This is a genomic window from Inhella sp. (genome assembly GCF_041912635.1).
Classification (GTDB): Bacteria; Pseudomonadota; Gammaproteobacteria; order Burkholderiales; family Burkholderiaceae_C; genus Inhella.
The window spans coordinates 112,265-137,631 of the sequence record NZ_JAYRMO010000007.1; the positions used below are offsets into that span (position 1 = coordinate 112,265).

General features: G+C 69.6%; 23 protein-coding genes. 8 read left to right on the top strand and 15 right to left on the bottom strand.

Features of this window, described 5'->3' with window-relative positions; genetic code table 11:
• Positions 1-10 precede the first annotated feature (10 nt).
• The 11 genes from lepA to ACE3QP_RS06060 all read right to left on the bottom strand — a co-directional run bounded on the left by lepA (position 11) and on the right by ACE3QP_RS06060 (position 10,519).
• Complete coding sequence (gene lepA, locus ACE3QP_RS06010) at positions 11-1,819, bottom strand: translation elongation factor 4 (protein ID WP_374434399.1); 1,809 nt, start codon at positions 1,817-1,819, stop codon at positions 11-13.
• 344 nt (positions 1,820-2,163) lie between these two features.
• Complete coding sequence (locus ACE3QP_RS06015) at positions 2,164-3,582, bottom strand: DegQ family serine endoprotease (protein WP_374434402.1); 1,419 nt, start codon at positions 3,580-3,582, stop codon at positions 2,164-2,166.
• 105 nt (positions 3,583-3,687) lie between these two features.
• The gene (locus tag ACE3QP_RS06020; RefSeq protein WP_374434404.1) at positions 3,688-4,011 is read right to left on the bottom strand and encodes a hypothetical protein; all 324 of its coding nucleotides are present in this window, start codon (positions 4,009-4,011) and stop codon (positions 3,688-3,690) included.
• 9 nt (positions 4,012-4,020) lie between these two features.
• Positions 4,021-5,265 (bottom strand): beta-ketoacyl-ACP synthase II, encoded by a 1,245-nt coding sequence (gene fabF / locus ACE3QP_RS06025; RefSeq protein WP_374434406.1) that lies wholly within the window; start codon positions 5,263-5,265, stop codon positions 4,021-4,023.
• A gap of 91 nt (positions 5,266-5,356) precedes the next feature.
• Positions 5,357-5,596 (bottom strand): acyl carrier protein, encoded by a 240-nt coding sequence (gene acpP / locus ACE3QP_RS06030; RefSeq protein WP_058936430.1) that lies wholly within the window; start codon positions 5,594-5,596, stop codon positions 5,357-5,359.
• A 116-nt stretch (positions 5,597-5,712) separates the two neighbouring features.
• The gene (fabG, locus tag ACE3QP_RS06035; protein WP_374434408.1) at positions 5,713-6,453 is read right to left on the bottom strand and encodes a 3-oxoacyl-ACP reductase FabG; all 741 of its coding nucleotides are present in this window, start codon (positions 6,451-6,453) and stop codon (positions 5,713-5,715) included.
• Positions 6,450-7,412 carry an ACP S-malonyltransferase gene (gene fabD, locus ACE3QP_RS06040; RefSeq protein ID WP_374434410.1) on the bottom strand — a complete coding sequence of 321 codons (963 nt, stop codon included), beginning with the start codon at positions 7,410-7,412 and terminating at the stop codon, positions 6,450-6,452. The genes fabG and fabD overlap by 4 nt, the downstream gene beginning before the upstream one ends.
• Before the next feature lie 20 nt (positions 7,413-7,432).
• The gene (locus ACE3QP_RS06045) at positions 7,433-8,410 is read right to left on the bottom strand and encodes a beta-ketoacyl-ACP synthase III (RefSeq protein WP_374434475.1); all 978 of its coding nucleotides are present in this window, start codon (positions 8,408-8,410) and stop codon (positions 7,433-7,435) included.
• Positions 8,411-8,421: 11 nt separating this feature from the next.
• Positions 8,422-9,477 (bottom strand): phosphate acyltransferase PlsX, encoded by a 1,056-nt coding sequence (plsX, locus tag ACE3QP_RS06050; protein WP_374434411.1) that lies wholly within the window; start codon positions 9,475-9,477, stop codon positions 8,422-8,424.
• A gap of 127 nt (positions 9,478-9,604) precedes the next feature.
• Positions 9,605-9,790: a 50S ribosomal protein L32 gene (rpmF, locus tag ACE3QP_RS06055; RefSeq protein ID WP_198111764.1), complete on the bottom strand. Its 186-nt coding sequence runs from the start codon at positions 9,788-9,790 to the stop codon at positions 9,605-9,607.
• 177 nt (positions 9,791-9,967) lie between these two features.
• Entirely contained in the window at positions 9,968-10,519 is a 552-nt protein-coding gene (locus tag ACE3QP_RS06060; RefSeq protein WP_374434414.1) for a DUF177 domain-containing protein, read from the bottom strand.
• 36 nt (positions 10,520-10,555) lie between these two features.
• Here ACE3QP_RS06060 and ACE3QP_RS06065 point away from each other — a divergent pair, with 36 nt between their 5' ends.
• Together ACE3QP_RS06065 and ACE3QP_RS06070 are read left to right on the top strand one after the other, a co-directional pair.
• Positions 10,556-11,140 (top strand): Maf family nucleotide pyrophosphatase, encoded by a 585-nt coding sequence (locus ACE3QP_RS06065; protein WP_374434416.1) that lies wholly within the window; start codon positions 10,556-10,558, stop codon positions 11,138-11,140.
• Entirely contained in the window at positions 11,137-11,898 is a 762-nt protein-coding gene (locus ACE3QP_RS06070) for an SAM-dependent methyltransferase (protein WP_374434418.1), read from the top strand. The genes ACE3QP_RS06065 and ACE3QP_RS06070 overlap by 4 nt, the downstream gene beginning before the upstream one ends.
• Here the strand turns inward: ACE3QP_RS06070 and ACE3QP_RS06075 are convergent.
• From ACE3QP_RS06075 to ACE3QP_RS06090, 4 genes are read right to left on the bottom strand one after another with little or no spacing between them, the layout of a single operon-like run.
• The gene (locus ACE3QP_RS06075; protein WP_374434419.1) at positions 11,862-13,361 is read right to left on the bottom strand and encodes a DEAD/DEAH box helicase; all 1,500 of its coding nucleotides are present in this window, start codon (positions 13,359-13,361) and stop codon (positions 11,862-11,864) included. The genes ACE3QP_RS06070 and ACE3QP_RS06075 overlap by 37 nt on opposite strands.
• A 28-nt stretch (positions 13,362-13,389) precedes the next feature.
• Complete coding sequence (locus ACE3QP_RS06080) at positions 13,390-14,502, bottom strand: glycosyltransferase (protein ID WP_374434421.1); 1,113 nt, start codon at positions 14,500-14,502, stop codon at positions 13,390-13,392.
• Positions 14,503-14,505: 3 nt separating this feature from the next.
• Positions 14,506-15,552 (bottom strand): Wzz/FepE/Etk N-terminal domain-containing protein, encoded by a 1,047-nt coding sequence (locus ACE3QP_RS06085; protein WP_374434423.1) that lies wholly within the window; start codon positions 15,550-15,552, stop codon positions 14,506-14,508.
• Positions 15,549-17,381 (bottom strand): SLBB domain-containing protein, encoded by a 1,833-nt coding sequence (locus ACE3QP_RS06090; RefSeq protein WP_374434425.1) that lies wholly within the window; start codon positions 17,379-17,381, stop codon positions 15,549-15,551. Before ACE3QP_RS06090 ends, ACE3QP_RS06085 begins: the two co-directional genes overlap by 4 nt.
• A 132-nt stretch (positions 17,382-17,513) precedes the next feature.
• Between ACE3QP_RS06090 and ACE3QP_RS06095 the strand changes: the two genes are divergently transcribed.
• The 6 genes from ACE3QP_RS06095 to ACE3QP_RS06120 are packed head-to-tail and all read left to right on the top strand — an operon-like array spanning position 17,514 to position 25,256.
• On the top strand, positions 17,514-18,884 hold the full coding sequence (locus ACE3QP_RS06095) for a polysaccharide biosynthesis C-terminal domain-containing protein (RefSeq protein WP_374434427.1): 1,371 nt from the start codon (positions 17,514-17,516) through the stop codon (positions 18,882-18,884).
• Positions 18,885-18,900: 16 nt separating this feature from the next.
• Positions 18,901-20,142, top strand: a complete 1,242-nt coding sequence (locus ACE3QP_RS06100; RefSeq protein ID WP_374434428.1) for a hypothetical protein — start codon at positions 18,901-18,903, stop codon at positions 20,140-20,142.
• Positions 20,130-21,155, top strand: a complete 1,026-nt coding sequence (locus ACE3QP_RS06105) for a glycosyltransferase family 4 protein (protein ID WP_374434430.1) — start codon at positions 20,130-20,132, stop codon at positions 21,153-21,155. The genes ACE3QP_RS06100 and ACE3QP_RS06105 overlap by 13 nt, the downstream gene beginning before the upstream one ends.
• On the top strand, positions 21,142-22,263 hold the full coding sequence (locus ACE3QP_RS06110) for a glycosyltransferase (protein WP_374434432.1): 1,122 nt from the start codon (positions 21,142-21,144) through the stop codon (positions 22,261-22,263). The genes ACE3QP_RS06105 and ACE3QP_RS06110 overlap by 14 nt, the downstream gene beginning before the upstream one ends.
• A 3-nt stretch (positions 22,264-22,266) precedes the next feature.
• Positions 22,267-24,171, top strand: coding sequence for an asparagine synthase (glutamine-hydrolyzing) (gene asnB / locus ACE3QP_RS06115; protein ID WP_374434434.1), 1,905 nt, complete (start codon positions 22,267-22,269; stop codon positions 24,169-24,171).
• Positions 24,168-25,256 (top strand): glycosyltransferase family 4 protein, encoded by a 1,089-nt coding sequence (locus ACE3QP_RS06120; protein ID WP_374434436.1) that lies wholly within the window; start codon positions 24,168-24,170, stop codon positions 25,254-25,256. Before asnB ends, ACE3QP_RS06120 begins: the two co-directional genes overlap by 4 nt.
• The last annotated feature ends 111 nt before the right edge of the window (positions 25,257-25,367 follow it).

Genomic DNA, 25,367 nt, shown 5'->3' on the forward strand with positions numbered 1-25,367 from the left:
TCCAAGGTATTCACTCTTCCACCTGAAGGATGGCCAGGAAGGCCTCTTGCGGCACCTCGACGGAGCCGATCTGCTTCATGCGCTTCTTGCCGGCCTTCTGCTTTTCGAGCAGCTTGCGCTTGCGCGTGATGTCACCGCCGTAGCACTTGGCCAGCACGTTCTTGCGCAGGGCCTTGATGTCCTCGCGGGCAATGATCTTGACGCCGATGGCCGCCTGGATGGAGACGTCGTACATCTGGCGCGGAATGATCTCGCGCATCTTGGCCGCGACCTGACGGCCCCGGTACTGGCTCTGGCTGCGGTGCACGATGATGGCCAGCGCGTCGATGCGGTCGCCATTGATCAGCATGTCCACCTTGACGACGTCGGAGGCGCGGTACTCCTTGAACTCGTAGTCCATCGAGGCGTAGCCGCGGCTGACGGATTTCAACTTGTCGAAGAAGTCCAGAACGATTTCCGCCAGCGGCATCTCGTAGGTGAGGTGCACCTGCTTGCCGTGGTAGCTCATCTGGATCTGCACGCCGCGCTTCTGGTTTGCCAGCGTCATCACCGCGCCCACATATTCCTGCGGTTGGTACAGATGCACGGTGACGATGGGCTCGCGGATCTCTGCGATCTTGCCCGGCTCGGGCATCTTGCTCGGGTTCTCGACCAGGATGACCTCGCCATCACCCAGCACGACTTCGTAGACCACCGATGGCGCGGTCGTGATCAGGTCCTGGTCGAACTCGCGCTCCAGGCGTTCCTGGACGATCTCCATGTGCAGCAGACCCAGGAAACCGCAGCGGAAGCCAAAGCCCAGGGCCTGCGACACCTCGGGCTCGAAGCGCAGCGAGGAGTCGTTCAGATGCAACTTTTCCAGCGCGTCCCGCAGCTGGTCGTACTCACTGGCCTCGGTTGGATAGAGGCCGGCGAACACCTGTGGCTGGATTTCCTTGAAGCCGGGCAGCGCCTGTTCGGCCGGGCCGAGGTTGTTTGGCAGCTTCTTTTCCAGGGTGATGGTGTCGCCCACCTTGGCCGCCGCCAGCTCCTTGATGCCGGCGATGATGAACCCGACCTCGCCCGCATTCAGCTGGTCGCGGCTCTCGCTCTTGGGCGTGAACACGCCGAGCTGGTCGGCCGGATAGACGGCATTGGTGGCCATCATGCGGATGCGCTCGCCCTTCTTCAGCGTGCCATCCACCACCCGCACCAGCATCACCACGCCGACATAGTTGTCGAACCAGGAGTCGATGATCATGGCGCGCAGCGGCGCCTCCACCACGCCCTTGGGCGGCGGCATGCGGGCGATGACCGCCTCGAGGATCTCGTCGATGCCCATGCCGGACTTGGCCGAGCAGGGAATCGCGTCGGCGGCATCGATGCCGATCACGTCCTCGATTTCCGCTTTGGCGTTTTCCGGATCCGCCTGCGGCAGGTCCATCTTGTTCAGCACCGGCACCACTTCGACGCCCAGGTCCAGGGCGGTGTAGCAGTTGGCCACGGTCTGGGCCTCGACGCCTTGGCTGGCATCGACCACCAGCAGCGCACCTTCGCAGGCCGACAGCGAGCGGCTGACCTCGTAGCTGAAGTCGACATGCCCCGGGGTGTCGATCAGGTTCAGGTTGTAGACCTTGCCGTCGCGCGCCTTGTATTTCAGGGCCGCGGTCTGCGCCTTGATGGTGATTCCGCGCTCGCGCTCGATGTCCATCGAGTCGAGCACCTGGGCCTCCATTTCGCGGTCGGCCAGGCCGCCGCAGCGCTGAATGATCCGATCGGCCAGCGTGCTCTTGCCGTGGTCGATGTGGGCAATGATCGAAAAATTGCGGATGTGATCCATTGGGGTCGTCTATGCCGCGCTTCGGAGTCACAAGCCCGCAGGGCTTGCAGCGTAGGCTCATGTCGCGAGGCGACGTGAAGGTCCCGACGGGACCGTGCCGAAGCTAAAAAAAAGGCACGTCCAAGGGGCAGACGCGCCTTCCAACAAAACATATGGCAACTGCTTGTTGGGGAGGCCATTGTAGCCAAAAGGCCCGAGGCGACCACTCCCCGCAGGTCCGCATGAACCCCGTTGCAGGTCGCCAACAGGGTATTTATTCACAGCTTATCAACAGGTCTTTTGTCGCCAGAACCGATGGGCGCCAGCTCACTGGCGCCCATTCTTTACTCAATCAGTTGGAATGATTAGCGCGACGGCCGGATTAGCACGATGCTGGTCACATCACCCCGCCGCACCACGAGGCTGACCACTTTGGCTTTCTCCAGCTTGCCCAGCAGGGTCTGCAGTTGCCGGGCGCTACTCACCTCGGCGTTGTCGACGGACAGGATCACATCCCCCTCACGCAGTCCGGCGCGGGCCGCGGCCCCTTCGGCTCCATCCACCCGCACACCATTGCGCAGGCGCATTTCCTTGCGCTGGGCCTCCGTGAGATCGGACAGACTCAAACCAAAGGCCGAGCCCACACGGGGGCCTTCACCGGCCTCAGGCGTGCCACGTGGATTGCCTTCCTTGAGCTCCGCGACCACCACTTGCAAGTCCTTGAAGGCGCCGCGGCGGAACACCTGCAGGCTGGCCTTGCTGCCGGGCCGCACCGCGCCGACCAGACGCGGCAGGTCGGTGGAGCGCTCGATCGCCTTGCCATCGAACTTGGTGATCACGTCGCCGCCCTCGATGCCGGCCTTCTCCGCCGGCCCGCCGGCCTCGACGTTGCGCACGAGGGCCCCGTAGGCGCGCTGCAGGCCGATCGCTTCGGCCACATCACGGCTGACGGCGTCGATGCCGACACCGATGCGCCCACGCACCACACGACCGCTGGTGCGCAGCTGATCTGCCACCCGCATCGCCTCATCGATCGGGATGGCGAACGAGATGCCCATGAAGCCACCCGACTGGCTGTAGATCTGCGAGTTGATGCCGACCACCTCACCCCGCATGTTCAACAGGGGGCCACCGGAATTGCCCGGGTTGATGGCCACATCGGTCTGGATGAAGGGCAGGAAGTCCCCGGTATCACGCGCCTTGGCGCTGACGATGCCCGCGGTCACCGTGTTGTCGAAGCCGAAGGGCGAGCCGATGGCCAGCACCCATTCGCCCACCCTGAGCTTGCCCACCTCGCCGAGCTTGACGGTCGGCAGGCCCGTGGCCTCGATCTTCAGAACTGCCACGTCGGTGCGACGGTCGGTGCCCAGCACCTTGGCCTTGAACTCGCGCTTGTCGGTCAAGGTCACGATGACTTCGTCGGCGCCGTCGACCACATGGGCATTGGTCAGCACCACCCCGTCGGCCCCCAGCACGAATCCGGAGCCGACCCCGCGGCGCTGCGGGCCCTCGTCCTCATCGCCGCCACGCGGGCCTTGACGCCGCGGCATGGGAATGCCGTAGCGACGCAGAAATTCCAACATCTGCGCATCCAGCTCGGGGCCCTGCGCACTGCGGACACGCTCCGCGGTACGGATGTTGACCACGGCGGGCCCAACTTTCTCCACCAGTTCGGTGAAGTCCGGTAGGCCGGCATGCTGGGCAAGGGCAGGACTGGGAAGTGTTTGCAGGCCCAGGGCGAGAGCAAAAGCGGCAAGACTGGTGCGTAAGGCGAGCTGCTTCATGGTGGCAAGAGCAAAGTCAAGGGAGGAAATGCGCGGACATGATGCCGGCACGGGGGCCTCAACGCCCACTCGTCATGCGCAAGTTGACGGCGGTGCTGTCGAATTTCAAGGCGCCCCCAGCCAATGCCGGCGCCGACTGGGCCAGAGCTGGGCACGCAGCAGCGACCATTGCGAGGGCTGCTGCGCGCGGGTCAGCCAGACATGGCACTGCACTGGCCAGAGCCAGCTTTTCAGCCCCGGGCCACGAGGCCAGCGCAGGCGCACGTACAAACGGTCGCTGTGGTCCAGAACCACGTCGACACGCGCCAGAGCCTGCACCTCCTCCGCACGGCCGCGCAATTGCCAATCACCGCGCTCGCAACACAGCCAGTACCACTCCCCCTGCGGCAGCAGGGGCCAGCGCAGCCCGGGCAGAGGGCGGCCGGCCATCGAATGGCCTTAGAAACGCTTGAACAGCAGGGTGCCGTTGGTGCCGCCGAAACCGAAGTTGTTCTTGGCGGCGACGTCAATGCGCATCTCACGCGCCTGGTTGGCGCAGTAATCGAGATCGCACTCGGGGTCGGCTTCGTGCAGGTTGATGGTCGGCGGCGCGATCTGGTCGCGGATCGCCAGCACGGTGAACACCGACTCGATGCCCCCGGCGCCACCAAGTAGGTGACCGGTCATCGACTTCGTGGAGCTGATCGCCATCTTGCGCGCCTGCTCGCCAAAGGCCATCTTGATCGCGTTGGTCTCGTTCGCATCGCCCAGCGGCGTCGAAGTGCCATGGGCATTCAGGTACTGCACGGCATCGGGGTTCAAGCCGGCGTCGCGCAGCGCCGCCTGCATGGAGCGGCGCGGGCCGTCCACGTTCGGCGCGGTCATGTGGTAGGCATCAGCGCCCATGCCGAAGCCGACCAGCTCCGCATAGATGCGCGCACCGCGCGCCTGTGCATGCTCCAACGACTCCAGCACCATGACGCCGGCGCCCTCACCCAGAACGAAGCCATCGCGGCCCTTGTCCCAGGGGCGCGAGGCCGTGGCCGGGTCGTCGTTGCGGGTGGAGAGGGCACGCGCCGCCGCGAAACCACCGATGCCGAGCGGCGAGATCGTGGACTCGGCACCGCCGGCCACCATCACGTCGGCATCGCCGTACTGGATCAGGCGCGCCGCCATGCCGATGCTGTGCAGACCCGTGGTGCAGGCTGTTACCACAGCCAGGTTCGGGCCCTGGAAGCCGGTCTGGATGGACAGGTGGCCGGAGATCATGTTGATGATCGAGGCCGGCACGAAGAACGGCGACACACGACGCGGGCCGCGGTTCAGCATTTCGCTGTGCGTTTCTTCGATATTGGGCAGCCCACCAATGCCCGAGCCCACCATCACGCCGATGCGTTCGGCCTGGGCTTCGGTCAAGGCCTCACCCGTGGCCAGGCCAGCGTCCTTGATCGCCTGCAGGCCGGCGGCCAGCCCGTAGTGGATGAAGGTATCCATGCTGCGGGCTTCTTTGGCCGAGATGTACTCCTCGATCTGGAAGCCCTTGACCTCGCCAGCGAACTGGCAGGCCAGATTGCTCGCATCGAAACGGGTAACGGTGGCGATGCCCGAGCGCCCGGCCAGGATATTGGCCCAGCTCTCGGCAACGGTGTTGCCCACCGGAGTGATCAGTCCCAGACCGGTGACAACGACGCGACGACGGCTCATGCGATTCAGCAGCAATGCAGATGGTCAAAGGGGCCTTGCGGCCCCAGGGTTGCGGGCCAGACCCAGTCTGCCCGCAGCGGAAAACCTGAAATCAGGCCTTCTGGTGCTTGACGGCGTAGTCGATCGCCAGTTGCACCGTGGTGATCTTCTCGGCCTCTTCGTCCGGAATCTCGATGCCGAACTCGTCTTCGAGAGCCATCACCAGCTCCACGGTGTCGAGCGAGTCGGCGCCCAGATCGGCCACGAAAGCCTTTTCGTTGGTGACGTCCGCCTCAGGCACGCCGAGCTGCTCGGCAATGATTTTCTTGACGCGGGCTTCGATATCGCTCATGACTCCTCCGGGAGGGTTTTGCAAAGAAACAGCCCGCCATTCTACGGGCTTAGGGCGACACCCCTAATTTTGGGGCGCGCGGGTGAACCCGAGCCTGGTGGCCCGGGGAGTGCACTTCAGCACATGTACATGCCACCGTTGACGTGCAGCTCGCTGCCCGTCACGTAGCCGCCGCCAGGGCCAGCCAGGAAGGCCACCGCCGCGGCGACCTCCTTGGCCTCGCCCAGGCGCGCCAGCGGAATCTGTGCCAGCAGGGCATGTTGCTGGGCTTCGGGCAGCGCCGCCGTCATGTCGGTGGCGATGAAGCCGGGTGCCACGCAGTTGACCGTGATGCCCCGACTGCCCACCTCGCGGGCCAGCGCGCGGCTCATGCCGGCCAGGCCGGCCTTGGCGGCGGCGTAATTCGCCTGACCCGGGTTGCCGGAGGCGCCGACAACCGAGGTGATGCTGACGATGCGGCCCATGCGCTGTTTCATCATGGGCTTGATGGCCAGCCGGCAGAGGCGGAATACGGCCTTCAGATTGGTGTCCAGCACCGCATCCCAATCCTCGTCCTTCATGCGCAGGGCCAGGGTGTCCTTGGTGATGCCGGCGTTGTTGACGAGCACGTGCAGACCGCCCTCCTCCTTGACGAGCGCGTCAACCAGCGCCTCGCAGGCCGCCGCGTCGTTGACGTTCAGCGCCACGCCACGGCCACCCCATGGGGACAGCGCCTCGCCGATGCGGGCTGCTCCCTCGACCGTGGTGGCCGTGCCGATGACCTTGTGGCCTTGCTCGGCCAGGGTCTGGGCGATGGCGGCGCCGATGCCGCGGCTGGCGCCGGTGACCAGCGCGATGGATTTTGGTGTCGTCGTCATGCGGGGGCTCCCGGGGTCTGATCCAACAGGGCACGGGCCTCGGCCAGGCTGGCGGGGTCAAGGATCGTGGTGGTCAACAGGCCGGCGTCGATGCGCTTGACCATGCCGGCCAGCACCTTGCCCGGGCCGCACTCGATCACATGGCTCAGGCCCCTGGCCTTGAGCGCCTGCACCAGTTCGACCCAGCGGACCGGCTGGTAGGCCTGGCGGTAGAGAGCGTCACGCAGCTCGGCCGCCGTGGCGGGCGTGGCGACATCGACGTTGTTGACGACTGCGAAGGCGGGCGCCTTGAACTCGATCGCCTCCAGCGCCACGCGCAGGCGCTCGGCGGCGGGTTTCATCAGGCTGCTGTGGAAGGGCGCCGAAACCGGCAGCGGCAGCGCGCGCTTGGCGCCAGCCGCCTTCAGCACTTCCATGCCCTTCTCGACGCCGGCCTTGCTGCCGGCGATCACGGTCTGCTTCGGGTCATTGAAATTGACCGCCTCAACGACCTCGCCGGAGGCTTCGCGCGCAGCGGCGCAACCGGCTTTCACGGCCTCGGCGTCCAGGCCCAGGATGGCAGCCATGCCGCCCTGCCCGACCGGCACGGCTTCCTGCATGGCCTGGGCGCGCAGGCGCACCAGAGGCAGGGCCTGGGACAGCGTCAGCACACCGGCCGCGACCAGGGCGCTGTACTCACCCAGGCTGTGGCCGGCGGCGGCCGCCGGCGTCAGGCCGGTTTCCTGCAACCAGGCGCGGTAGCAGGCAATGCCGGCCGTCAGCATCACCGGCTGGGTGTTCGTGGTCAGGTCCAGCTGCTCCTTCGGGCCTTGCTGGATCAGGGCGGCCATGTCGAGGTCCAGGGCCTCGCTGGCCTCGGCCAGGGTATTTCGCACGGCCGGGTGGTCACCCCAGGCGTCGAGCATGCCGACGGCCTGCGAGCCCTGGCCCGGAAAGACGAATGCAAAGGGAGTGCTCATCTCAAGCTCCGTTCTTGTTCTTAGTAGGTGATCAGGGCCGCGCCCCAGGTGAAGCCGCCGCCCACGCCTTCGAGCAGCAGGTTCTGGCCGCGCTGGATCTGACCCGCCCGGATGGCCTCATCCAGTGCCAGCGGCACCGAAGCCGCCGAGGTGTTGCCATGCTCCTGCACGGTCACCACCATGCGCTCCTCGGGCAGGCCGAGCTTCTTGGCCGTGCCCTTCATGATGCGCAGATTGGCCTGGTGCGGAATGAGCCAGTCAATTTGTGCAGCCGGGATGCCAGAACGCTCGATGACCTCGCGCGCCACTTTGTCCAGCGCCGAGACGGCGAGCTTGAACACCGCCTGGCCGTCCATGCGCACCACCGGGTGGCCGACCACGCTACCACCGTGCACGGCGCCAGGCACGCACAGCACTTCGGCCTGGGCACCATCGGCATGCAGGGCGGTGGCGCGGATGCCGGGCTCGTCGGAGGCGCCCAGCACCACGGCGCCGGCGCCATCACCGAACAGCACGCAGGTCGTGCGGTCCTTGAAGTCCAGCAGACGCGAAAACACCTCGGCGCCGATCACCAGCGCATGGCGGGCCTGGCCGGCGCGGATCATGGCGTCCGCCACAGAAAGCGCGTACAGGAAGCCCGAGCAGACCGCCTGCAGATCAAAAGCGGCGCAGCCGGCCACGCCCAGCTTGGCCTGCAACAGGCAGGCGGTGGACGGGAACACCATGTCCGGCGTCGTGGTGGCGACGATGATCAGATCAAGCTGCGCCGCCGCGATGCCGGCGGCCTCGAGGGCACGGCGGGCGGCGGGCAGGGCCAGGTCGCTGGTGCTTTCGTCCGGCCCGGCGAAGTAGCGGGCCTTGATGCCGGTGCGCTCGGTGATCCAGGCGTCCGAGGTCTCGACCCCATCGGCCGCCAACTGCGCGGCCAGGTCTGCATTGGAGACGCGACGCGCCGGCAGATGGCTGCCGGTACCCAGGATGCGCGAGAAGCGCGGCAGAGTGGCTGTGGTCATGCGGGGGTCGTAGGAAGAGGAGCAGCCAGGCTGCCCATGGCGGCGGCCACGCGATCGTGCACGCCATCGAGCAGGTTGTGACGGGCCGACTCGTGGGCGCGCTCGAGCGCGCGCTCGAACGCGAAGGCATCGGCCGAACCATGGCTCTTGAACACCAGGCCGCGCAGGCCCAGCAGGGCTGCGCCGTTGTAGCGGCGGTGGTCCACGCGCGCACGGAAGCGCTGCAGCACCGGCCAAGCCACCAGGCCGCGCAGCTTGGTGCTCCAGCTGGCGCCGAACTCACCCTTGAGCTGCGTCGAGATCATGCTGCCCAGGCCCTCAGCGGCCTTGAGCAGCACATTGCCGACGAAGCCGTCGCAGACCACGATGTCGGTCGTGCCCTTGAAGATGTCGTTGCCTTCCACATTGCCGTGGAAACGGATCTGGCCGGCGGCATCGGCGGCGCGCAGCAGCTCGCCGGTGCGCTTGATGACTTCGCTGCCCTTGATCATTTCCTCGCCGACGTTGAGCAGGCCGACGCTGGGGGTCGGGTTTTCGGTGACGGCAGTGACCAGGGCCGAGCCCATGACAGCGAACTGCAGCAGATGCTCGGGACCGCAGTCCACATTGGCACCCAGATCCAGCACGGTGGTGAAGCCACCCTTCTGGTTGGGCAGCGAGGCGGCAATGGCCGGGCGGTCGATGCCGTCCATGGTCTTGAGCAGGTAGCGCGCCAATGCCATCAGCGCGCCGGTGTTGCCGGCCGAGACGCAGGCATCAGCCGCCGTCTGCCCCTGTTCGTCGGCCTTCAGCTGGCTGATCGCCACCCGCATCGACGAATCCTTCTTGCGGCGCAGCGCCACCTCGACGGGGTCGTCCATGCTGACCACTTCGCTGGCGGCGACCACGCGGCAGCGCGGCCAGTCCCGCGCGGCCGCCAGGGCCTCGGGCTGACCGACCAGCAGCAATTCGGCATGGGGGTGATTGGCCAGAAAGGCCTGGCAGGCCGGCAGGGTGATCGAAGGGCCGTGATCGCCGCCCATGCAATCAACGGCCAGGCGCACGCGTTGCATATGAATCAAGCCTCATGAAGCGCAAAGCACAACGCCCGCCGACCCTTTGCAGGGGCGTCGGGCGTGGTGGGGTTCGGACCGTGGGCCGGGGTGACACGCATGCGCGCGCTCGTCCCGGCGGGGATCCTCAGGAGGCGTCGGCCTTGGTCTTCAGCACCTTGCGACCGCGGTAGAAGCCGGTCGGGCTGATGTGGTGACGCAGATGCACTTCGCCGGTGGTCGGCTCGATGGCGGTGCCCGGGTTCACCAGGGCGTTGTGCGAACGGTGCATGCCGCGCTTGGAAGGCGACTTCTTGTTTTGTTGAACGGCCATGATTGCTCCAATGCTGTGACGGGCGGACCTGATGCCCAGCCCGGGCGGCGTTCGGCTCCGGCTGTGCCAGTACCTGAACGCCCAATCTGCCAGCACCTCGTCAAAGAGCGGCAGCGACAAAAGCCCGCGATTCTAGCCAGAAATTCGAAGCCCGGGCAAGCTGAACCGCGGATCGACTCACTCGCCCTCGCCCTTGCGCAGGCTGGCCAGCACCGCGAATGGGTTGGGGCGCTCGGCTTCCTCAGGCAACGCCTCGACATCGACCGAGCCCTGCGCCGGGTGCTCGCAGTCCTCGTGCATGGGCACCAGGGGCAGGGCCAGCAGCAGCTCGTCCTCGATCAGCTCGCGCGCGTCGAAGCTGCGGCTCAGCACCAGCAGGTCCTCCTCGGCGTCCGCGTCTTCCGCCAGGGCGGTGGCCTCGTCCTGCACGAAACGGAAGCTGCGCTCGATCTCGAGTGGAAACGCCGCCGGCTGCAGGCAGCGCTGACAGCTCAGATGCGCTTGAGCCTGCGCCTGCAGATGCAACCAGATCTCGGGTTTGCCACCCAGGGGCTCGCGGCGCTCGCCCTGCAATTGCCAGCGCACGGGCGCCAGGTCCGGGTCGGTCAGGTTGGATTCAGCCCACCGCGCCAGGCTGCCCGCTGGCCACTCGCCCTGCACCGCACCGTCTTGCTTGGCAAAGGCCTCGATGTCCAGGCGCTCGGGTTTCCAGTTCGATTCGGCTCGCATGGGGCGAAGTTTAGGTGGGGGTGAAAAAATGCCGCCATGACCGCCCCCTTGATCCTGGCTTCGACCTCCCGCTACCGGCGCGAGTTGCTGGAGCGACTGCACCTGCCCTTCACGGTGCAGGCCCCGCACACCGACGAAACCCCGCTGCCCGGCGAAGCCCCGGCGGCACTGGCCCAGCGCCTGGCCCTGGCCAAGGCGCAGGCCGTAGCAGCCCTGCATCCCGACGCCTGGGTGATCGGCTCCGATCAGGTGGCCGACCTGGACGGCGAGCCGATCGGCAAGCCCGGCGACATCGCCCGTGCCCAGGCGCAGCTGGCGCGCCTGAGCGGCCGCACCGTGGTGTTCCAGACCGGCCTGGCCCTGGTCGGCCCCGGCTCGCAGCGCAGCCTGCTGGTGCCGGTGCGGGTGCGCTTTCGCACGCTCTCGCTCGCGGCGATCGCGCGCTACCTCACGCTCGAACCCGCCATCGACTGCGCCGGCAGTGCCAAGAGCGAGGGCCTGGGCATCGCGCTGCTCGATGCGATCGAGTCCGACGACCCGACCGCGCTGATCGGCCTGCCCCTGATCGCGCTCGGCCGCTTGCTGCGCGAGGCCGGCATCGACCCCTTGGACGCGGCATGAGCAGCGCCCGCCTCTTCCTCGTTCCGAACACGCTGGATTTCGGCATCGCCGGTGAACCGGCGCCACTCGACGACCTGCTGCCGCGCAGCACCCTGCGCGAGGCCGCGCGCCTGAGTCATTGGGTGGTCGAGAACGCCAAGACCGCACGCGCCTTTCTGAAGCGCGTCGACGCGGTCTTCCCGCTGGCGCAGCCGCTGCAATCGCTGCAGATCCAGGAGCTGCCGCGCCCCCCCAAGGGTGGCAAGGGTCCGTCGCCCGACTGGAAGCCGCTGCTGACGCCGCTGCGCGCCGGGCAGGATCTGGGCCTGCTCTCCGAAGCGGGGCTGCCCGCAGTGGCGGACCCGGGCAGCCAACTCGTAGCCGCCGCGCATCGCGAGGGTTTCGGTGTGGTGACCCTGTCGGGTTCGAGCAGCCTGGTGCTGGCCCTAGCCGCCAGCGGCTTGCAGGGGCAGAGCTTTGCCTTTGTCGGCTACCTGCCGCAGGAGGCGGCAGCGCGCTTGGCGCGGGTGAAGGAGCTGGAGCAGCGCTCCAAGCGCGAGCAGCAGACCCAGCTGGCAATCGAGACGCCCTACCGCAACCAGGCCCTGCTGGACGGCCTGCTGCAGGCCTTGCAGGGCGAGACCCTGCTGTCGGTCAGCGCCTCGCTGTGCACGCCTTTGGCATGGACGCGCACGGCGCGGGTCGCGGACTGGAAGCGCCAGCCCTCGACCCTGCCGGCCGATCAACCGGCCATCTTTTCCTGGCTGGCCTCGGGCTGAACCGGAGCCGGCGGCGCAAACAGGGCCGCGACCTGACGCTTGGGCTTGATGTAGCGCGAGGGGCCGCTGGGCTTGATGGCCGTAGCCGCCGCGCGCTCCCAGGCCGGCGGTTCGGCGCTCGCGCTGGGCTCGTACGGCTTGTCGAAGAAGGGATCCGCCGGGGTGCGGCGCGGCGCGGCGCGGTACTCGTCGCGGCGCTCGGAACGTTCCGGACGCTCCGCGCGTTCGGTCCGTTCCGGGCGCTCGGCGCGTTCTGGACGTTCGCTCCAATCGCTGCGCGGGCGGCGCGGGCGCTCCTCGTCGGCCACGTTGACGCTTTCGGGCTTGATCTCGCGCTTGATCAGCTTCTCAATGTCAGTCACCAGACGGGCATCGCTGGGCGAGATAAAGGTGATGGCCACGCCCAGTGCACCGGCCCGGCCGGTGCGGCCGATGCGGTGCACATAGTCCTCGGCATTGAAGGGCACGTCGAAATTGAAGACCAGGGGCAGTTCGGCGATGTCCAGGCCGCGGCCCGCCACGTCGGTGGCGATCAGAAGATCGACCTCGCCAGCCTTGAACGAGGCCAGGGTCTTCAGGCGCTCGTCCTGGCTCTTGTCACCGTGCAGCGCGCTGGCTTTGATGCCGTCACGCTCCAAGGCACGCGTCAGCCGCGCAGCACCGAGCTTGCTGTTCATGAACACAATGGCCTGCTTGGCACCGCGCTCGCGCCACAGCTGCAGCAGCAGCGCACGCTTCTTGTCGTCGCCCACGCTGTAGAAGCGCTGCTCGACATTGGTGGCCGTGGCGTTCGGGCGCGCCACCTCCACCAGCTCGGGGTTCTGCAGGTAGCTGGAGGCCAGGCGCTTGATCTCGGGCGAGAAGGTGGCCGAGAACAGCAGGGTCTGGCGGTTCTTGGGCAGGAAGCTGAGGATGCGCTGCAGGTCCGGCAGGAAGCCGATGTCGAGCATGCGGTCGGCTTCGTCCAGCACCACGTACTCGACCTGGTGCAAGGCGCAGTTCTTCATCTCGATGTGATCGAGCAGACGACCCGGTGTCGCAATCAGCACTTCCACACCGCCGCGCAACTGCGCCGCCTGGGGCTTGATGTCGACGCCGCCGAACACGCAGGCCACGCGCAGGTTCGTGTGCTTGGCGTAGGACAGCACGTTCTGCGCCACCTGGTCGGCCAGCTCGCGAGTGGGCGCCAGCACCACAGCGCGCACCGGGTGGCGGGCCGGGGACATGCTGCTGTTCTCGTGCTTGAGCATGCGCTGCAGCAGCGGGATCGAGAACGCCGCGGTCTTGCCGGTACCGGTCTGGGCCGCACCCATCACATCGCGCCCATCCAGCACGATGGGGATGGCCTTGGCCTGGATCGGGGTCATGGCGGTGTAGCCGGAATCGGCCACCGCGCGCAGCAGCTTGGGGTCCAGCGGCAGCGTGTCAAAGCGCTGGGGCGCCGGGTTTGCTTCTTGGGTCATAGCCGGACATTGTCGCCCGGCCGGTGTTTCAGGCCAGCACCGGCCGTCGGACCAGCCAGCGCGGCGCCCGGAAACGCACGATGCGCCAGTACAGGCTCACATAGGCCCCGGCATAGAGCAGCAGGCAGATGCCTAGGGCCGCGCTGGAGCGCCAGAACAGCACCGCCGGCAGCACCGCGAGCGCGCAGGCCACCCATAAATAGGGGGCAGTCAGGGAGTTGCGCCGCAGCAACTCGCGGGCATCGCGGCTGCCCACGGCCCAGCGCACCAGGCGGCGGTAGATGAGGCTGTGCAGGTGCACGCCATCGGGCGCGGCCATGGGCCGGCCGCGCAGCACGCGCCGGCGGTACATGGAGAACAGGGTCTCGACCACCGGGTAGCCGCACAGCAGCAGCGGAAACAGAGGCGAGACCTGCGGGTTGCGCACCAGCAGCAAGATGCCGAGCTCGCTGAGCATGAAACCCAGGAAATACGCACCGCCGTCGCCCAGGAAGATCAGACCGAGCGGGTAATTCAGCAGGAACAGGCCCAGCGTGGCGGCCAGCAGCAGCAGGGCCGCGCCGGCGATCGCCCCATCCCCCACCTGCAGCGCCACGGCGCCCAGGCCCGCCAGCATGATGACGCTGCACATCGAGGCCAGGCCGTTGAAGCCATCGATGATGTTGACGGCATTGCTGACGCCCAGCACCACGAAGAGGGCCAGCAGCACGGCGCCGGCCGGCCAGGCGGCGATCCAGTCCAGGCCCGGGATGTCGGTACGGCTGATGGTGGCCTCCAGGCCCCAGGCCGCAGCCAGGGCGCCCACCGCCAGCAGGGCCATGCGGCGGCGCGGGCTGATGCGCTTGGTCAGGTCTTCCCACAAGCCTCCACCGAGCACCGGCAGGGAGAACAGCAGCAACCCGCCCAGCAAAGGCAGGTGTTCAGGGCGCTGCGGCAACCAGACCGCGGAGGCCGCCACAAAACCGGCCCACAGCGCCAGCCCGCCGATGCGCGGCACTGCGCGGCCGTGGAATTTCTGCGGGCCGCTGAAGTCGTGGTCGGCCGACCACCAGGCATGCAGGCGGGCCGAGCGCACGATCAGCAGCGCCCCCAGGGCAGCCACCAGCAGACCGAGAGCGGCAGCGGCCAGCAGTGCTTCCATCGCTCAGGCCGGGCGACGGCGCGGGCCGCGCAGCAGCACGTAGATGGCCAGCGCCAGGCCCACGGCCGTGCTCACGCCCACGCCGATGAAGGCGCGCTTGGGGCTGGACTTGCGCTCCGGCACCTGCGGCGCGTCGATGACCTGCAGCAGTCCGCCCTCGCGGCCCTCGTCCACCCGCGCCAGTTCGTACTGACGCGCGTACTGCTCGAACAAGGCTTCCTGGTACTTGAACTCGCGGTAGCGGGTCACATAGCCACCCTCGGCCTCGGCCACGCCGCCGGTCTCCAGGCGCTGCAACTGGGCCTGCAGGCCGGCGATGGCCGAGCGCTGCTGGCGTACCTCGGGGGCCTGATCGGCCAGGGTGGTCTGCAGCACGCGCAGGCGCACCTCGGCGGCGGTCAGCTCGGCGCGCAGCTTGGCGTAGACCTCGGCGGTGGCCTTGGGCTCGGTCTTCAGGCTTTCCGGCGCCAGGCCGCTGCGCTGCAAGGCAGCCTGGGCCTGCTGCAGCTGGGCGGCGGCTTCGGCGCGGCGCTCCTCAAAAAACTTGCGGCGCTGCGCGGCCTCGGTCACGGCCACCTCGCTGGCCATGCGGCGCAGCTGCTCCACCATGGCCGCGGCCATGGCGGCGGCGCGCTGGGGGTCGTGGTCGTCGACTTCGATGCTGATCAGCCCATCGCGCCGGTTCAGCTGCACGCGCAGGTTCTGCCAGAAGCGTTTGCGCGCGTCCTCGCGCAGCTCCTTGTCGTAGAGCTTCTGCAGCTCGAACTGGTCGAGCATGCGATCGGCCACGGTACGGCTTTGCAACAGGGCCAGGAATTGATCCGGGCTGCGGCCGCCGGCCTGCGTGGCCAGCCCGGCCAGGGCGCCGAGCGAGGCCAGAGCGCCGCTGGCGATGGCCGAGGCGGGTGCGGGCGGCAGCACCACGGCGCGGGCGGTGAAGCTGGGCGGCACCAGGAAGCTGCCGGCGACCGCCAGCACACCGGCCACCAGCGCGCCAACGACGATCAGGCGCGCCTCGCTCCACAGCAATTGCAGCGGGGTGGCGCTCATTGGGTCAGGTTCTTCAGGGCCACGGCGCCGAGGCCGAACTGGGCCAGGATCTGCGCCCAGTCTTTCAGTTCCTGGCTCAGGCGCAAACGATCCAGGTCTTCTGGCACGAACAGGGTGTCGCCTGGCAGGGCCGGCAGGCGCTGCAGGCCCTCGCGCTGCCAGAAGCTTTGCAGCCGCGTGCTGGCCACCGAGCCATCGGCGCGCAGCACGAACAGGCTGTCCTTGTCCGCCCCGCGCGTGGGGCCGCCAGCGCGTTGCAGGTAATGCGCCAGATCCGTGCCCTCGCGGTACTCGAAGCTGCCGCCATTGAAGACCGAGCCGTACACGCTGATGGCCTGGCGGCGGCCGGGGACGATGAGCTGGTCGCCGTCCTCGAGCGGCAGCGCCGGCAGCTCGCGGGCCTCGGGCGCCAACTGCAGCACCACGCGGCCGCTGGGCTGCACCTGGCGCAGGCGCTCGATCAGGCGCAGATGCGCCACGCGGGAATCGGGCGTGCCCTCGGGTGGCGGGCGCTCCTTGCGCGTCACCGCGGCGCGGGTGAATTCGGTTTCCAGCTCGCGCAGCGCGCGGTCGTAGCCCTCCATTTGGCGGCGCCGCACGGTCTCGCGGCGCAGTTCGGTGCCGAACAGATAGGCCTCGGGACTGGGGCCGCCGGCAGCGGCCAGGGCCTCGCGCAGGGTGGCGCTAGCCGGCAGCACATAGTCGCCGGGGCGCAGCACCTCGCCTTCGACGCGCACGCGCTTGTGCAGGGCCTGGCTGGGGCGGTTCAGCTCGGCCAGGCTGTGCAGGCGCAGCACCTCGCCGGCCTGCAGGCGCTGCTGGCCGGCCTGGGCCAGCTCCAGCTCGCGCACCGGCTGCTCGCCGTCCAAGGCCAGCAGCACGGCGCGCTGGCGGTTCGCCACCGGAGCCAGGCCGCCGGCCATGGCGATCAGGTCGGCCACCGTCTCCTCACCCTTGAGCTCGAACACCCCCGGGTGCTGCACGGCGCCGATCACCCCCACCTGCGGCCCGGCCGCCGGCACATGGATGACGTCACCCGCCTGGATGCGCCGCTCGGCCGCGCCCTGGCCCTTGAGCAGCAGCTCGTACAGGTCCACGCTGGCCAGCAGGCTGCCGGCGCGGCGGTGCTCGATGCGGCGCAGGCTGCCCACGGCACTGGGGCCACCCGCAGCGGCCAGCGCCTGGCTCAAGCCCGCCAGGGCGGAGAGGCTGTGCTGGCCCGGGCGCTGCACATAGCCGGTGACGAGCACGCGCACGCTGCGCAGCTCGCCCATGCCCAGGGCCAGATCGAACTGCTTGAAGCTTTGCGCCACGCGCTGGCGCAGCAGCGGCGCCAGTTCGCCAAAGCGGCGGCCCGCCACCGACACGGCACCGACGCGCGGGATGCTGACGCTGCCGCCCGGCCCGACGCGCAAGCGCAGGCTGGCTTCCACCGAACCCCACAGGTCGAGCAGCAGCTCGTCGCCCGGGCCCAGCACGTAGTCGTCGGGTACCGCGCCGTCGCGCTCGGGCGCCGGCGCGGCCCAGAGCAGGTCGGCGCCGAAGCGCCGCACCGTGGGCTCGGGCTGGGGTTCCTCGGGCACGCGGGGGCCGTCGGCCAGGCGCGAGACGTAGTGCTCAAAGGGGCTGAAGGAACGCGGTAGCTCGGCACGGCGCTCGCCGGGCTGCGAAGCGGCCAGAGCCGGCGGCAGGGGCGCGCGTGGCGGCTGAACCAGGCGCACCGGGCCCAGCGAGGTGGCGTCGCGCGCGGCTTCGGGCGTGCTCTGGGCGCCAGCCGATGCGATCAGGCCGCAGGCAATGAGCAGCGCAGCAAGGCCTTTGTTCAGCATGGCAGCGTGATGTCCTTCAGTGAGCGCGACAAAAACAAGGCCGCCCCGATGGCGGCCTGACAGAGGCGCGGAATTCTATGCAGCGGGTTTGCCCCAGGCCGACGCCTCACCTCCTCCAGAATGGCGGCCCCCATGCTCAAGCACACCCTGCTCTATCTGGGCGTGCGCGCCCTCAACGGCCTGCTGGCCCTGGCCACGCTGGCGCTTTTGAGCCGCTGGCTGAGTGCCGAGGACTATGGGCGCTGGGCGCTGGGCCAGACCCTGGTGGGCAGCGCCGCCCTGCTGCTCTTCCAGTGGGCGCACACCGCTTACGGCCGCCTGCACAGCCTGGGGCCTGCGCTGGATTCCACCTTGCTGCGCCTGTGGGCGCTGCTGGCCCTGCTGCCCCTGCTGGCCGCCGGTGGCGTGGCGCTGTGGCGGCCCGAACGCACGGCAGAAGCGTTGGCGATTGCGCTGGGCGTGGCCGGCATGGGCCTGTTCAATTTCCAGCTGCAACGCGCCAATGCCAGCGGGGACCCCCTGCGCTACGGGCGCCTGAGCCTGCTGCGCGCCCTGGCCTTCATCGCCCTGGCCGGGCTGGCGCCGGCCGCGCCGGGGGTGCTGATGGCGTTTGCGGCTGCGGCCTGGCTGGCCGCCTGGCTGGCCGGGCCCAGCCTGCGCAGCACCGCACCCGCACAGGCCACCCTGCTAGGGCCGGTGTGGCAGTACGGCGGCCCGCAGTTGCTGGGGTTTGCCGCGCTGGCGCTGACGGACAGCGCCGACCGCCTGATCCTGCACAGCCTGCAGGGCCCGGCCGCGCTAGCCGGCTACGCAGCGGCTGCCGATCTGATGCAGCAGACCCTGGGCGTGCTGCTCTCGGTGGTCTATCTGGCCGGTTTTCCGAAGGCGGTGCAGGCTTATGAAGCCGAGCCCGCGCAGGCCAACCATCTGCTGGCGCGCATGGCGAATCTGCAACTGCTGCTGGCCGGCGCCTTCCTGGCCCTGGTCTGGGGCGCTGCGCCGGGGCTGGCCGCGCTGGTATTCGGCCCCGCGCTGGCGCCGGCTGCGGCGGCGCTGATGCCCTGGCTGGCCACGGCCGCTGCACTGGCCGGCCTGCGCCTCTTTCTGTTCGACCTGCCCTTCCAGCTGCAGCAGCGCACCCACCTGGCGCTGGCTAGCACGGCCCTGGTGGCGGCCTTGAGCGTGGCCGGGCACCTGCTGCTGGTGCCGCGGCTGGGTGTCCTGGGTGCCGCCTGGGCCCTGCTGGGGGCGCTGCTGCTGGGCGCCACGCTCTCCTACGCCCGGGCGCGGCAGAGCGGCCTGCTGCCGGCACTGGGCGGCGCGGGCCTGCGGGTGTTGGCGTGCACCTTGGCGGCGGCGGCGCTGCTGCGCGCCCTGCCGGGCTGGCCGCTGGCGCTGCAACTGCCGCTCGGCCTGCTGCTGTTCGCCGGCCTGGCCTGGCTGCTGGATGCCGCCGGCCTGCGTCAGCTCCTTCGGGCAGCAACGAGAATCCCGGCCCCTTGAACCCGCCCACCCCGACATGGCCCTGATCGGCCTGAACCTGCTGCTGCTGGCCTGGCTGATGGGCCGGCTGACGCGCGATGCCCTGCATCCGGCGGTCGGCTTTCCGGCGGTCTGGGGCGTGGTGCTGCTGCTGATCGCTGCCGCGCAGGCCTGGGGCTATCACGCGGTGGCGGCACCGGCCCTGCTGCTTTATCTCGCCGGTGCGGCCTGTTTTGCTCTGGGCGCCTGGCAGGGCGCGGCAGTGGTGCCGGCGCAGGCCCCCGCAGCACCGCTGGCGCCCGCGTTCTGGCGCCGGCTGGCCTGGCTGTGCCTGGCCCTGCACGCCCTGGGCCTGCCGCTGGCCTGGGCCGAGATGCAAGCAATTGGCGCAATGGGCGGCAGCAACGACCTGCTCGCCCTGGCCTTCCAGCTGCGCGTTCAGGCCGTCAGCGGGGAGGCCACGCTGGGCCCGCTGGCCGGCAATTACCTGGTGCTGGGTTTGATCCTGGTGCCCATGTTGGCCTTGGGCGCGCTGCAGCGCGCCCTGAGCTGGATGGTGGTGGCCCTGCTGGCCCTGCCCTGGGTGGCGGGCAATCTGCTGGCCAATGGGCGCGCGCCCCTGGTGCTGCTGGTGCTGGTGCTGCTGTACCTGCGCCTGCTGCAGCCCGAGCGCCTGCGCCTGCGCGGCCTGCTCGCGCTGATGGGCATCGGTCTGGCGCTGTTCGCCGCCGGTGCGGTGCTGGTGGGCAAGGAAGGCATCGACCTCGCCGGCGACCCGGCCGAGATCGCCACCCTGGTGGGCAAGAACCTGGCGGACTACCTGCTGCAGGGTCCCATCCTGTTCTCGGCCTGGTGGGAGCAACCGCAGCTGCTGGTGCCCAGCTGGGACCCGCTGCGCGTGCCCTGCCTGGCGCTGCAACACCTGGGGCTTTGCGAACCCGGCCCGCTGCACCAGGAGTACCTGCCCTTCGGCGAGGGCGAGCGCCTGGGCAATGTGTACTCGATCTACTTCTCCCTGCTGCCGGGCTATGGCTGGGCGGGCGCGCTGGCCGGGCTCTGGGCCTATGGCCTGTGGGCCGGCCAGCACCACCAGCGTGCCCGCCAGGGCGGCAGCCTGCTGCAGCAGCTGCTGGCAGCGAACCTGGCCGCGGCCGTGGTGCTCTCGGTCTTTCTGGACAACTTCCTGCCCCAGCTGAACTTCCTGGCCAAGCTGGCCCTGGTGGCCTGGGCGCTGCCACCGCTGCTCAGCGGACGGCGGGAGCAGCCATGTCCGGCTTGAGGTCGGTCCTCGCGCTGACGCAGGGCCAGGACGTGCCCAGCTCGCGCTTTCGCTGGCGCCAGCATGAAGCCTGGCTGCGCGCGCAGGGGCTGGAGGCACGCGAGCTGCCCGCTCGCCATGGCGCCTACCCGCCACCGCAGGCCTGGCGCCGCCCGGCCTGGGGCCTGCGCGCGTTGGCCGACTCCTGGCGGCGCGCACGCCAAACGCATGACGCGGACCTGTGTTTTTTGCAGCGCCATCTGATCGCCACCCTGCACAGCGCCGAGCGCGCCCTGCGCGCTCCCTTTGTGTTCGATGTGGACGACGCGATCTTTCTGGGCCCGCGCGGCGGGAGCGCTAACGCCATCGCCCGCCGTGCCGCGCTGACGCTTTGCGGCAACCAGTTTCTGGCCGAGCACTTCGGGCGCTTCGGGCCGGTGCGGGTGTTGCCCACGGCCATCGACACCACGCGCTTTTGCCCGGCGCCGCCGGCCGAAGGCCCGCTGGTGATCGGCTGGAGCGGCAGCTCAAGCGGCTTTGCCTACCTGCTGGCGCTGGAGGATGCGCTGCAGCAGGTGCTTCGCCGCCACCCCGAGGCCCGCCTGCGCGTGGTGGCCGATGCCGCCCCGCCCTGGCGCACCCTGCCGCCCGAGCAAGTGGAGTTCCGCCGCTGGAACGCCGCCACCGAGGTGGCGGAGCTGCAGGGCTTCCACATCGGCCTGATGCCGCTGGACGACAGCCCCTGGGCGCGCGGCAAGTGCAGTTTCAAGATGCTGAGCTACATGGCCTGCGGCCTGCCGGCGGTGGTGTCGCCGGTGGGCATGAACGCCGAGGTGCTGGCGCTGGGCGCGCTGGGCCTGGGGCCGCGCCATGCGGATGAATGGGTGCAGGCGCTGGACGGCCTGCTGCGCGATGCCGAGCAGCGCGCCGCGCTGGGCCGAATGGGCCGCCAGGTGGCCGAGCAGCATTACGCGCGCGAACGCATCGGCACGGCGCTGCTGACCGCGCTGAGGGAGGCCCATGGCGCGCGTTGAGCGGGTGCTGCACTTGATCAGCGGCCTGGGTCAAGGTGGTGCGGAAACGGCGCTGGAACGTCTGCTGCACAGCGCGCGGGCACAGAACCCGGAGATCGCGCAGGAAGTGCTGTCCCTGGGCGGGCTGGGGCCGGTGGGCGAGCGCCTGCGCGCGGCAGGCTTTTCAGTGCAGTCGCTCGGGCTCTCGGGCCGCCGGCCGTGGCGCCTGCTGGGCCTGTGGAGCTGGCTGCGCGCGCGCCGCCAGGGCGCGCTGCTGCAGACCTGGATGTACCACGCCGACCTGCTCGGCGCCCTGCTGGCGCGGCCGGCCGGCATCCGGCGCCTGGTGTGGAACGTGCGCCAGACGGGGCTGGGCGCGACTGACATCCGCCCCGGCACGCGGCTCGTCGTCAGGCTCTGCGCCTGGCTATCCGGCCGGCCGGCGGCCATCGTCACGAATGCGCGCAGCGCCCTCACCGTCCACGCCGCCCAGGGCTACCGCGCCGCGTGCTTTCACTGGATCCCGAACGGCTTCGACACCCAGACTTTCCGCCCAGACGCCCAGGCGCGGCAGGCGCTGCGGCGGGAATGGGGCGTGGCCGACGACGAACTCTTGGTCGGTCTCGTGGCCCGGCTGGACCCGCAAAAGGACCATGCCAACTTCCTGCAAGCCGCCGCGCGCCTGCATCAAGCCTGGCCCGCGGCGCGCTTCGTGCTGGTGGGCAGCGGAATCCCGCAGGACGCCGCGCTGGGGGCTGAGATCGCCCGCTTGAAGCTGCCCGTGCTGCGCCTGGACAACCGCGCAGACATCCCGGCCGTGCTCTCCGCCCTGGATCTGTTCTGCCTGAGCTCGCGCGCCGAGGGCTTCCCCAATGTGCTGGGCGAGGCCATGGCCTGTGCGCGCGCCTGTGTCAGCACCCGCTGCGGCGATGCCGCCGAGCTGCTGCCGCCGGAATGCCTGGCGCCACCGCAAGACCCCGAGGCCTTGGCACAGGCCCTGCTGCGCTGGGCCCAGGCCGGCGCCGCGGCCCGCCAGGCCCTGGGCGAGCGCCTGCGCGCCAAGGTCCAAGCCGAGTTTCCGCAACAGGCCGTGTGGCCGCGCTATCTGGCGCTTTACGAAAGTCTTTGACGCATGTGCGGCCTGACCGGCTTCCTGACCCAACAAGCCCGCCCCGAGCCCGAGCTGCAGGCCGCGCTGGCCCGCATGACGGCCACGCTGACCCATCGCGGGCCGGACAGCGAAGGCCTGTGGCTGGAGCAGGGCATGGCCCTGGGGCACCGTCGACTGGCCATCGTCGATCTCTCGCCCGCCGGGCATCAGCCCATGGTCTCGCGCTGTGGCCGCTATGTGCTGGCATTCAATGGCGAGATCTACAACCACCTGGATCTGCGCCGCGAGCTGCCGGCGCAGGATTGGCGCGGCCACTCGGACACCGAGACCCTGCTGGCGGCGGTGGCGCATTGGGGTCTGCAGGGCACGCTGCCGCGCCTGGTCGGCATGTTCGCGATCGCGCTCTGGGACCGTGAGCAGCAGACCCTGCAGCTCGCGCGCGACCGCCTGGGCGAGAAGCCGCTGTACTACGGCCATCTGCCCGGCGGCGACTTCGTGTTCGGCTCCGAGCTCAAGGCCCTGCGCGAGCACCCAGACTGGCGGGGCGAGATCGACCGCGGCGCGCTGGCGCTCTACATGCGCCACAACGTCGTGCCGGGCACGCATTGCATCCACCAGGGCCTGCACAAGCTGGCGCCGGCGCATTGGCTGAGCCTGCGCGCCGGCCAGGCGCCGCAGTCCGGCTGCTACTGGGACCTGCCGGCCATCGCCAGTGCCGGCGCGCGGGACTGGGCTCCAGAAGACGCGGTGCAGCGCCTGGGCGAGCTGCTGGACCAGGCGCTGATGGGCCAGCGCGTGGCCGATGTTCCGCTCGGCGCCTTTCTGTCCGGCGGGGTGGATTCCTCCACCGTGGTGGCGCGCCTGCAGGCCCTGTCCGACCGGCCGGTGCACAGCTTCGCCATCGGCTTCGAGCAGGCCCATCTGAACGAGGCCGAGCACGCCAAGGCCGTGGCGGCGCATCTGGGCACCACGCACACCGAGTTCTATGTCGGCAGCGCCGACGCCCTGGCCTTGATCCCGCAGCTGCCCCAGCTCTACGACGAACCCTTTGCCGACTCCTCGCAGATCCCCACCCATCTGGTGGCGCGCCTGGCGCAGCGCGAGGTGCGCGTGGCGCTCTCGGGCGACGGCGGCGACGAGCTCTTCGCCGGCTACAACCGCTATGTGCTGGCGGCGCGGGTCTGGCGCCATTTGGCGCGCCTGCCCTTGGGCTTGCGGCGCTGGGCGGCGCGCTGCGTGCTCGGCCAGCCGCCGGCGCGGCTGGACCGCCTGGGCCGGTGGCTGGGCCGCGCCAATCTGGGCGACCAGCTCCACAAGGCGGCCGAGGCCGTGCTGCCCGCGGCCGACGCGATGGCCATGTACCGCGCCCTGGTCTCGCACTGGCCCGACCCCGGCGCCCTGGTGCTGGGCGCGCAGGAAGGGGCGAGCTGGTTGGACCCCGGTCGACTGCCCGCCCTGCCCGAGGCGGTGGACCGCATGGCCCTGGCCGACCAGATGAGCTATCTGCCCGACGACATCCTGGTGAAGGTGGACCGCGCCGCCATGGCCGTGGGCCTCGAAACCCGCGTGCCCCTGCTGGACCACCGCATCGTCGAGTTCGCCTGGCAACTGCCGCTGAACCTGAAGCTGCGCGAGGGTCAGAGCAAATGGGTGCTGCGCCAGCTGCTCTACCGCCAGGTGCCGCGTACGTTGATCGAGCGACCCAAGCAGGGCTTTGCCGTGCCGCTGGACGCCTGGCTGCGCGGCCCGCTGCGCGACTGGGCGGAGGCCCTGCTGGAACCGACGCGGCTGCGCCAGACCGGTCTGCTGGATGCCGAGCGGGTGCAGCGCCATTGGCAGGAGCACCTGAGCGGCCGGCGCAACTGGCAGTACCGGCTCTGGGACGTGCTGATGTTCAACGCCTGGCATGAACGGTGGATGCGATGAGGCTGGCGATCCTGGCGAACTCGGCCTGGTATCTGCAGAACTTCCGCCTGGGCCTGGCCCGCCATCTGCGCGAACTCGGGCATGAGGTCGTCTTCATCGCCCCGGCCGACGGCTACGAGACCCGGCTGACTGACGCCGGCTTCGCCTTCCACCCCTGGGAGCTGGCGGCGGGCGGTACACGGCCCTTGCAGGAGCTGGCTTCGCTGTGGCAGCTGCGTGGCCTGCTGCGCCGGCTGCAAGTGCAGGCATTGCTGAGCTTCACGCCCAAGGGCAATCTGTACGGTGGCCTGGCGCTGCCGCGTGGCGCACGCTTCCTGCCCAATGTCTCGGGCCTGGGGCGGCTCTTCATCGAACCGGGTGCGCTGACCCAGCTGGTGAAGCCGCTCTACCGCCCGGCCCTGGGCCGGGCCGCCTGCGTGCTGTTTCAAAACGAGGACGACCGCGCGGTCTTTGTTCAGCTGGGGTTGGTGGCGGCCGAACGCACACGGCGCCTGCCCGGCTCGGGCGTGGACCTGCAGCGCTTCCAGCCAGCGCCGCGCCACGGCCCGGCCCGGCGCTTCCTGATGGTGGCGCGCCTGCTGCGCGACAAGGGCGTGCACGAGTTCGTGGCCGCCGCCCGCGTGCTGAAGCAGGAGCGGCCAGACTGCGATTTCGTGCTGCTGGGTTCCTCGCGCGCCGCCAACCCCACGGCGGTTTCAGCCGCCGAGCTGCAGGCCTGGCTGCAGGCCGGCTGGGTGCAGCACATCGAGCAGGTGGACGACGTGCGGCCCGAACTGGCGTGCGCCGACTGCGTGGTGCTGCCCTCCTACCGCGAGGGCGTGCCGCGCAGCCTGCTGGAGGCGGCCGCCATGGCCAAGCCCCTGCTGGCCACCGATGTACCCGGCTGCCGGGACGTGGTGCGGCCCGGCCTGAACGGCTGGCTGTGCGCGCCACGCAACAGCGCCGCCTTGACGCAGGCCCTGCGCGACGTCCTCGCCTGCCCGCCCGAGCGCCTGCAGGACCTGGGCCAGGCCGGCCGTACCCTGGTGGAACGGGAATTCGACGAGCAGCGGGTGTTTGCGGCTTACGCCGAGCTGCTGCGCTGATTCACCCGCAAAGGCCGTGACTTTTGGCCGACCGCCCCGCAGGCCCAGGGGTATCAAGCCGTAACCAGACTCAGAGAATCGTCGGTTTGTGTTGGCCATCACATCGGCCGG